Here is an 8,588-nt window from a genome sequence, read left to right as displayed (position 1 = left end):
ACAGGGAAAGGGAAAGGGAAAGCACAAAGCTCAAGCCATCGCCACTGCGCGCCTGCGCCGCCATGCCAGACGCCCTACGGTGATCGACCAGTTCGCCAGCGCGATCAGCAGCAGGACTTGCAACAGCGCCCCCATCCCCGCCTGGACGATGATCTTGCCCGCCAGCAGCGGGAAGCCGAACACACCGATGAAATAGGCCAGGCTGAACAACAGCAGTGCCTGCGCCGTATGCCCGGGCGGTGCTTCGTTCGCCGCCAGCCCGTTGATCACCGAATAGGTCAGGCCATAGCCGACGCCCAGCACGATTGCCGCCAGCAAGTAGCCGGCGGGGCTCGCCACCCCGTACATGAACATCAGCACCGACAGCACAATCAGCGCCGTCAGCAGGCACGCCATCCGGTAAGGGTCGCGCTTGACGATGAAGCCTGCGACCAGCAGCCGGCAGGCGATGACCGACGACATGAAGCCAATGAAGAACAGCGAGTAGTCCAGGTGCAGGAGCGCCGCATAAGAGGTCTGGAAACTGGACAGGCCACCAAAGATCGCGCCGCCCAGGCCGACCATCAGGATGGCGAAGGCGGCCTTGGACGAGAGCACCGTGCATGCCGCAGACGGGGTGATCCGGCTGACGACAACGGCGCGCTGTTGCTGCTGGATGCGCGGCGCCAGCAGCAGGAACAGCACCCCACCCAGCACGCTGGCCCCGGCCGCGACCACGAAGGCCGCCTCGACCGGGTAGCCCAGCGCCTGTGCCACCCGCCCCAACAGCGGGCCGGTACCGATGCCGGTCATCATGCTGCCCGACAGCAGGGCGAAGTACTTCACCCGTCGCTGCGGTTCGATCAGCATGGCCACGATGATCGGCCCGAGGGTGTAGAACACCCCCCAGCCGAAACCGAGCAGCAGGCCGAACAGCATCATCGCCATGCCGAGGCCTGGCAGTGCAGCAAAACCGAGGCAGGCCGCGGCGAGAAAGACCGCGCCAACGGCCACCGACCTGGCCGCACCGAGGTGGTCGCTCAAATGCCCGGAAAAGATCACGGCCAGGAAGGTACTGAGCATGGCGGTGGAAATGACCGAACCTGCGTCGGCCTCACTGGCGCCGTGGGCACGCAGGGTCATCGCCAGCAGAAAGGTGGTCCCGTAGGACAGCGACAGCAGATAGCTGCTCAGGCAGAAGGTGCCAAACAGGCGGTTCGAAGACATCGGTGTTCCTTGACGTGCAAGCGGCCGTGGAGGCCGCTTTCCGGGCATTGTTGTGGTCGGTCAAGGGGCGTTTTATCACGGGGCCGCCAGCGCTTGGATATGAAATCAGCGGAGTGAAGCGAGGCACGCTCATACCTATTGGCCAGGCGACTCGACCCCTGCGCGGCTGCGGTTTATGCTCGGGTCATTTCACCGAGGTCGCCCCGTTGAACCCAGCCCCTGCCCTGCGCCGTGCCACGCGCGAAGACGTCCAAGCCATCGGCGCGTTGGTCGATGCCGCCTATTCGCCCTACATTGTCAGGATCGGCAAGCCGCCTGCACCCATGCTCGATGACTATCAGCATGTGGTCGAGCACAACGATGTGTTCGTGGCGCTGGAGGCCGGGCGCATCGCAGGCGTACTGGTGATGCAACGAGAAGGCAGCGACATGCTGCTGGTCAATGTCGCCGTTCTGCCGGCGTGCAAAGGCAAGGGCCTGGGCAAGGTGCTGATGCAGTTTTGCGAAGCACAGTCCAGGCAGGTCGGCTGCCGGGCCATCCGCCTCTACACCCATGAACGCATGACCGAAAACATCGAGATCTACCGGAAACTGGGCTACGTGGAGACCCAGCGCGCGCACGAACACGGTTTCGCCCGGGTGTTCATGCGCAAGCCCCTTTGACGTTGGGCAGACCAGCCGTCTACCTCGCACTTGCAATCAGTCGCATCGCAAAATACTGTATGAATATTCAGTATAGCGAGACCGGCCCATGCAACTCATCGCCAAGCTAGGCATCCTTGCCGACGCCGCCAAGTACGACGCCTCCTGCGCCAGCAGCGGCGCGCCAACGCGCAGTTCGCGCGGCAGCGACAGCCTGGGTGCCACCGATGGCATGGGCATCTGCCACAGCTACACCCCGGACGGCCGTTGCGTGTCGCTGCTCAAGGTGCTGCTCACCAATTTCTGCCTGTACGACTGCCAGTACTGCGTCAATCGTCGCTCCAGCAATGTGCCGCGAGCACGCTTCACGCCCGAGGAAGTGGTGCGCCTGACCCTGGACTTCTACCGGCGCAACTGCATCAGCGGACTGTTCCTGAGCTCTGGCATCATCCGCTCGGCCGACTACACCATGGAGCAACTGATCCGCGTCGCCCGCCTGCTGCGCGAGACGCACAACTTCCGCGGCTACATCCACCTCAAGACCATCCCCGATGCCGACCCGCTGCTGATCGAAGAAGCCGGTCGGCTGGCCGATCGCCTCAGCGTCAATATCGAACTGCCCACCGACGCCAGCCTCAAGCGCCTGGCCCCGGAAAAGCACGCGCACACCATCCGCCAGGCCATGGGCGTGATCCACCAGGGGCAGCAAGCCGTGGTCAACGAGCCGAAAGCACCGCGCTTCACCCCGGCCGGGCAAAGCACCCAGGTGATCGTCGGCGCCGACGCCACCGACGACAGCACCCTGCTGCGCAACGCCGAGTCGCTGTACCAAGGATACGGCCTCAAGCGCGTGTACTACTCGGCGTTCAGCCCGATCCCCGACAGCCCCGGCAGCGTGCCCCTCGCCGCCCCGCCACTGCTGCGCGAGCACCGCCTGTACCAGGCCGACTTCCTGCTGCGCGGCTACGGCTACAGGGCAGGTGAACTGCTGGGCCAGAACAGCAACCTGGCGCTGGACATCGACCCGAAACTGGCCTGGGCACTGGCCAACCGCGAGGTGTTCCCGCTGGATGTGAACCGTGCCGAACCGGCACTGCTGGCGCGCATTCCGGGCATCGGCCTGCGCAGCGTGCAGCGCCTGGTGGAACTGCGCCGCGAGCGCCGGGTGCGCTACGACGACCTGATCCAGTTGCGGTGCGTGCTGGACAAGGCCAGGCCGTTCATGGTCACCAGCGACTACCGCCCGGCCGACGCAGAGCTGCGCAGTGGGCTGTTGCGGGCACGCCTGCGCGAGCCCCAGGCCCCGGTGCAGATGGGCTTGTGGGGATGATCGCGCTCGATTGCGGGGACTGTTTCGGCACCTGGCGCAAGCAGGCGCGCAGACTGCTCGGGCACGGGGTGGACCCGGCCGAGGTAGCCTGGGCGCAAGGCCCGATCGCTGACCTGTTGGCGGTACCTGCAACCCTGCCCGAAGGGCCTGGCCCTTTTCGAGCAAAGGTCCCGGCAGCGCTGTTGCCCCTGCTGGAACAGGCCGCTCGCTACTGCGGCGAGCAACGCTGGAACCCGCTGTACGAAGTGCTCTGGCGGGTGGCCCATGGTGACCGCACGGCCATGCTTGCCGGTGATCGCCTGGGCAGCGAGCTGCACCGGCGCATCAAGCAGGTCAGTCGCGAAGCGCACCACCTGCATGCCTTCGTGCGCTTCGTGCCGCTGCCTGCTGAGATGGCCAAGCAATTGCAACTGGACCTGGTGGCCTATCACGAACCCGCCCACGACATTCTGGAAAGTGCCAGCCAGCACTTCGCCGACCGCCTGGGGCGCCAGCGTTGGCTGATCGTGACGCCGCGCGACGGCATTCGTTTCGATGGCGAGGCCTTCGACTACCGACGTCATTGCCCGGAAGACTGGCGGCAATGGGCACGCAATGCCGATGATCCGGGGGCTGAGCTGTGGCGTACCTACTACCGCCATACCTTCAACCCGGCCCGGCTCAACCCGGATGCCCTGCGCCTGCATATGCCCGGGCGTTTCTGGCGGCATCTGCCAGAGGGCATGCTGATTCCGCAGCTCGAAGGGCTGGCGCGACAAGGCAAGCAACGTGACGGGCAAGCACTGGAAATCGGCGCGCAGCGAGGAAAAAAATCCTACGTATGGAGTAACTCTTCCTACAGGCAAATGTGAAAAATTCGTAGTTTTGTTGGCATACCACCTTACATGCCGTAACAAATCCTGACACACTTATTGCTAATCGTTCTCATAAGCATCTTCAATAAGATCAGGAAGCCCCACCATGCCGTCGTACCTTGCGCCCACGCGCTCACTCCCCGCCCGCAATCTGCTCGCCATGGCCGTGTGCATGGCCATCGTCACCCCCGCTGTTGCCGAAGACGAAAAGCCCACGACGCTGGAGCTGGGTGCGACCGAGATCAGCTCCAACAGCCTTGGCAGCACCACCGAAGGCTCGACGTCCTACACCACCGGCTCCATGTCCACTGCCACCAAGCTGCCGTTGAGCCTGCGTGAAACCCCACAGGCGGTCACGGTGATCACCCGCCAGCGCATGGACGACCAGGCCATGACCAGCATCAACGATGTGGTCGCCGCCACCCCCGGGCTGTTCCTCGACTACTCCAGCGGCCCGGGCCGGCAGACCTACTCGGCACGCGGCTTCGACATCGACAACCTGATGTACGACGGCATCCCCAGCGGGTACCAGGGATGGACCGTCGGCGCCCAACCGAACCTGGCGATGTTCGACCGGGTCGAGATCGTGCGTGGTGCCACTGGCCTGGTCACCGGCTCCGGCAACCCGTCGGCGGCGATCAACCTGGTGCGCAAACGCCCGCTGGCGGAGCAGAAGGTCACTCTCACCGGTGCCGCCGGCAGCTGGGACGACTACCGCGGCGAACTCGACGCCTCCAGCCCGCTCAATGACAGCGGCACCCTGCGTGGTCGCGTGGTGGCCTCGTACCGCGACACCAACAGCTTCATCGATGACGTGGAGGAAGACCACGGCCTGTTCTACGCCGTGACCGAGGCCGACCTCAGCGACGACACCACCCTGACCCTCGGCTTCTCCCACCAGAAGGACAAGACCAACTACTTCTGGGGTGCCATGCCCACGGCGCTCGACGGTCATCACATGGACTTCTCGCGCTCCTACAACCCCGGCACCGACTGGGAGAACAAGGACCAGGAGATCGACACCCTGTTCGCCGAGGTGAGCCACCTGCTGGCCAATGACTGGAAGCTGCAGGTGAACGCCAACTACTCCCAGCAGGATGGCGTGTTCACCGGCTCCTACCAGTCGCGCTGGGCGGGCCTGCAAGCCCCCCTGTCGCGCACCGTCTACCAGTCCAAGCACCAGGAAAACCAGGCCGGCGTGGACGGCTTCCTCAGCGGCCCGTTCCAGGCTTTCGGCCGCACGCACGAGCTGGTGGTGGGCGCCAGCAAACGCATCTACGACATGGACACCTGGAACTACAGCCCGTACGACACCAACTATCCACTCAACGGTGGCAAGCCTGACTTCATGCATACCGGCAACAGCCGCGCGGTCACCACCCAGGAAGGTGTGTACGTGACCACCCGCCTGAGCCTGGCCGACCCGCTCAAGCTGATCCTCGGCGGGCGCCTGGACTGGTACGACTACGACGACAAGGAAAGCTCAAGCGCCGACTACAAGGTCACCCGCAACGTCACCCGCTATGCCGGCCTGATCTACGACCTGGACGATCACCACTCGGTGTATGTCAGCTACAGCGACATCTTCAACCCGCAGAGCTACAAGGATGCCTCGGGTAGCCCGGTCAAGCCGATCGAAGGCAAGAACTACGAGATCGGGGTCAAGGGCGAGTACTTCGACGGCGCGCTCAATGCCAGCATCGCGCTGTTTCGCATCGACCAGGAAAACCGCGCCGTCTCGCAGACCGACCTGAGCAGCTGCAGCGACCCGACCAACTGCTACGTCGCCTCGGGCGAAGTGCGCAGCCAGGGCGTGGACATGGAACTGCAAGGTGCACTGACGCCGAACTGGCAGGTCGGTGCCGGCTACACCTATGCCCGCGTGCACACCCTCAAGGACGCTGCCAACCCGGCCAACGAGAATCAGCGCTTCGATACCGACACGCCTGAGCACATGTTCAAGCTGTCGACCACCTACCGCCTGCAGGGGCCTCTGGAAAAAGCCCGCATCGGTGGCAACGTCACCTGGCAGAGCCGCATCTACAACGACTTCACCGTCGCCGACGGCAGCGAGTACCGCCTGGTTCAGGGCTCCTACGCGATCACCAACCTGATGGCCGGCTACCAGGTCAACCAGAACCTCGACCTGCAGCTGAACGCCAACAACGTGTTCGACCGCAAGTACTACTCTGCAGTCGCCGGCTCCGTGGATTACGCCGGCGACACCTGGGGCACCCCACGCAACTTGATGCTGACGGCCAAGTACAGTTTCTGAGTTGACCCGGCGCAGGGACGCGCCGCTTCGCGATGGCATACTGAGCACTGCCCATTGTGTTCACGATCCTGCAACAGGAACCGCCATGCTCATTCGCCCCGAAACCCCCACCGACTGCCCTGCCATCAGCCGCCTGACCTTGCAGGCCTTCACCGATCACCCACATCACACACCCGACCAGGCGCCTACCGAGCACCTGATCATCGAACGGCTGCGCGCGAAAGGCACACTGGCGCTGTCCCTGGTGGCCGAAGATGAGGGCGTGATCGTCGGGCAGGTGAGCGTTTCGCCGGTGAGCATCGAGGGGCGGTTCTCGGGTTGGTATGGCCTGGGGCCGATAGCCGTTGCGCCGGACAGACAGGGGCAAGGGATTGGTGCGGCGCTGATGCGAGATGCGCTTGCCTGCATGCGCGAGCGCGCAGCCGAGGGCATCGTGTTGCTGGGTGAGCCGGCGTATTACCAGCGTTTCGGGTTCAAAGCCTATTCGCAGCTACGCTATCCCGGGGTGCCGCCGGAGTACTTCATGGCGGTGGCATTTGCCGGGGAGGTTCCTGCTGGCACCGTGGCGTACGACCCGGCCTTTGGCTGAGACTTTACTGGCCCTGTCACCGGCAAGCCGGCGATAGGGCCAGAACATTCACCCAGAAACGACGTTTCGTACCGTACCGTACCATCCTGTACAGTACGCGAACTCAACCAAACAGCCCGATCAAACACCCCAGCTTCTTCGTGTACGACCGCCGCGCCGCGGGCCCGAAGCCGAACACATCGCCATGCGCTACCAAGCCAACGGCCCGAGCCTTTAGACTTGCCGCTTTTTTTGTACCAGAGAGAGCCCACCATGCGCATCACCAGCCCTCCTGCCGCCACTGCCTGCGGCCTGGCGGCGATCCTTTTGTGGAGCACGGCCAGCGGCCTGATCCGCAGCGTCAGCGAGTACTTCGGCCCCATCGGCGGCGGCGCGCTGATCTACACATTGGGCGCTGCGCTGTTGGTGATGCTGCTGGGCCGCCCGCGCCTGCGCCATGCCTCGCGCTTCTACCTGCTCAGTGGGTCGGCGCTGTTCGTTGCCTACGAGATCTGCTTGTCTCTGGCCTTGGGATACGCCGTCAGCCGGACCCAGGCCATCCAGCTGGGCGTGGTCAATTACCTGTGGCCGAGCCTGACGGTGCTGCTGGCGATCTTCATGAACCGCCAGCCCGCGCGCTGGCTGATCGTGCCGGGCACTGCCATTGCGCTGCTGGGCATTCTTTGGGTGGTGAGTACGCAGGGGTTATCGCTGGACAGTATCATCAGCAACATTGCCTCCAATCCCTTGAGCTACAGCCTGGCGGCGACCTGCGCGATCACCTTTGCCCTGTACTGCAACGTGACCCGGCGCTATGCCAACGGGCAGAGCCATGTGGCGCTGTTCTTCCTGCTCACGGCTGCAGTGTTGTGGGTGAAATACCTGTTCAGCAGCGAGACGTTGCCACCCTTCTCGCTGCGCCACAGCCTGGAACTGCTGGCGGCGGCGGTGGGCATGGCGGGTGGGTATGCGCTGTGGAACATTGGCATCCTGCGCGGCAATCTGACCTTGCTGGCAACTGCCTCGTATGCGGCGCCGGTGTTGTCATCGGCGTTTGCCGCTGCCTGGCTTGGGGCGCAATTGGAGCTGCAGTTCTGGCAGGGGGCGGTGTTGGTAACGGTCGGGTCGTTGCTGTGTTGGCAGGCGACACGGGGGTGGGAGTTTGCTTCACTGTTGATTCGTAAACAAACACCCGCTCATTTTCAGTGCACCAGAGGCAGCACGCCCTTCAATTTAAACCTTCAAATCGAAGGGCAACAAGATCAACCATGTACTCCAGAAGACCCTCAAACGTATCAAATTCTTCAAACACGTTATCAATAGCCACTCTATCTCGCACCTGATACCTACCAGACGCCAAGTCAAGCACGTACACATCCATATCACTTTCTCCAAAAACGAGAAAGTTCTCCATGAACTCCATGTTTCGCTGGAAAACATTATTTCCAACGAAACCATTACCTATTATTTCGTCGTCCGTGGTTAGCAGACTGCTTGTATATAGAAAAACACCACCTGCAATGAAGCCATCAAAATTTCGTAAAAAATCCAAGTACCCTGAAGGCACCTCCGCACTCAACTCATACCATGCAGCACCAATCAAAGTCTCGATATCAATCGGAGTGGCCGGAGCCCCCAGAGACATATCCACCTCAGCCAGTCGGTCGCGCAGGCCTGCGATTTTTGCGTAGATCGCACTTTTCATATCCATGGA

At 63.0% G+C, this 8,588-nt stretch carries 8 protein-coding genes; 6 read left to right on the top strand and 2 right to left on the bottom strand.

Annotated features, from left to right (window positions below; all coding sequences use genetic code 11):
• Window positions 1-30: 30 nt before the first annotated feature.
• Window positions 31-1,206, bottom strand: coding sequence for an MFS transporter (locus tag PPL01S_RS22285; protein WP_028625940.1), 1,176 nt, complete (start codon window positions 1,204-1,206; stop codon window positions 31-33).
• Between the two features lie 206 nt (window positions 1,207-1,412).
• Between PPL01S_RS22285 and PPL01S_RS22280 the strand changes: the two genes are divergently transcribed.
• The 6 genes from PPL01S_RS22280 (at window position 1,413) to yddG (ending at window position 8,197) form a co-directional block, all read left to right on the top strand.
• Window positions 1,413-1,868, top strand: coding sequence for a GNAT family N-acetyltransferase (locus PPL01S_RS22280; RefSeq protein ID WP_016394826.1), 456 nt, complete (start codon window positions 1,413-1,415; stop codon window positions 1,866-1,868).
• A gap of 88 nt (window positions 1,869-1,956) precedes the next feature.
• Window positions 1,957-3,177, top strand: coding sequence for a putative DNA modification/repair radical SAM protein (locus tag PPL01S_RS22275; protein ID WP_028625941.1), 1,221 nt, complete (start codon window positions 1,957-1,959; stop codon window positions 3,175-3,177).
• The gene (locus PPL01S_RS22270) at window positions 3,168-4,028 is read left to right on the top strand and encodes a TIGR03915 family putative DNA repair protein (protein ID WP_028625942.1); all 861 of its coding nucleotides are present in this window, start codon (window positions 3,168-3,170) and stop codon (window positions 4,026-4,028) included. Before PPL01S_RS22275 ends, PPL01S_RS22270 begins: the two co-directional genes overlap by 10 nt.
• Before the next feature lie 109 nt (window positions 4,029-4,137).
• Window positions 4,138-6,306, top strand: coding sequence for a TonB-dependent siderophore receptor (locus tag PPL01S_RS22265; RefSeq protein WP_016394829.1), 2,169 nt, complete (start codon window positions 4,138-4,140; stop codon window positions 6,304-6,306).
• An 85-nt stretch (window positions 6,307-6,391) separates the two neighbouring features.
• Window positions 6,392-6,895, top strand: coding sequence for a GNAT family N-acetyltransferase (locus tag PPL01S_RS22260; protein ID WP_028625943.1), 504 nt, complete (start codon window positions 6,392-6,394; stop codon window positions 6,893-6,895).
• A 252-nt stretch (window positions 6,896-7,147) separates the two neighbouring features.
• A complete protein-coding gene (gene yddG, locus PPL01S_RS22255; protein WP_282716655.1) occupies window positions 7,148-8,197 on the top strand; it encodes an aromatic amino acid DMT transporter YddG in 1,050 nt (349 codons plus the stop codon).
• Here the strand turns inward: yddG and PPL01S_RS25290 are convergent.
• The gene (locus PPL01S_RS25290) at window positions 8,103-8,585 is read right to left on the bottom strand and encodes a YrhA family protein (protein WP_156042674.1); all 483 of its coding nucleotides are present in this window, start codon (window positions 8,583-8,585) and stop codon (window positions 8,103-8,105) included. The two genes, yddG and PPL01S_RS25290, sit on opposite strands and share 95 nt — an antisense overlap.
• Between the last annotated feature and the right edge of the window lie 3 nt (window positions 8,586-8,588).

Origin of the sequence: Pseudomonas plecoglossicida NBRC 103162 = DSM 15088, from assembly GCF_000730665.1 — a bacterium.
Classification (GTDB): Bacteria; Pseudomonadota; Gammaproteobacteria; order Pseudomonadales; family Pseudomonadaceae; genus Aquipseudomonas; species Aquipseudomonas plecoglossicida.
This window is presented reverse-complemented; position numbering and strand designations above follow the sequence as displayed.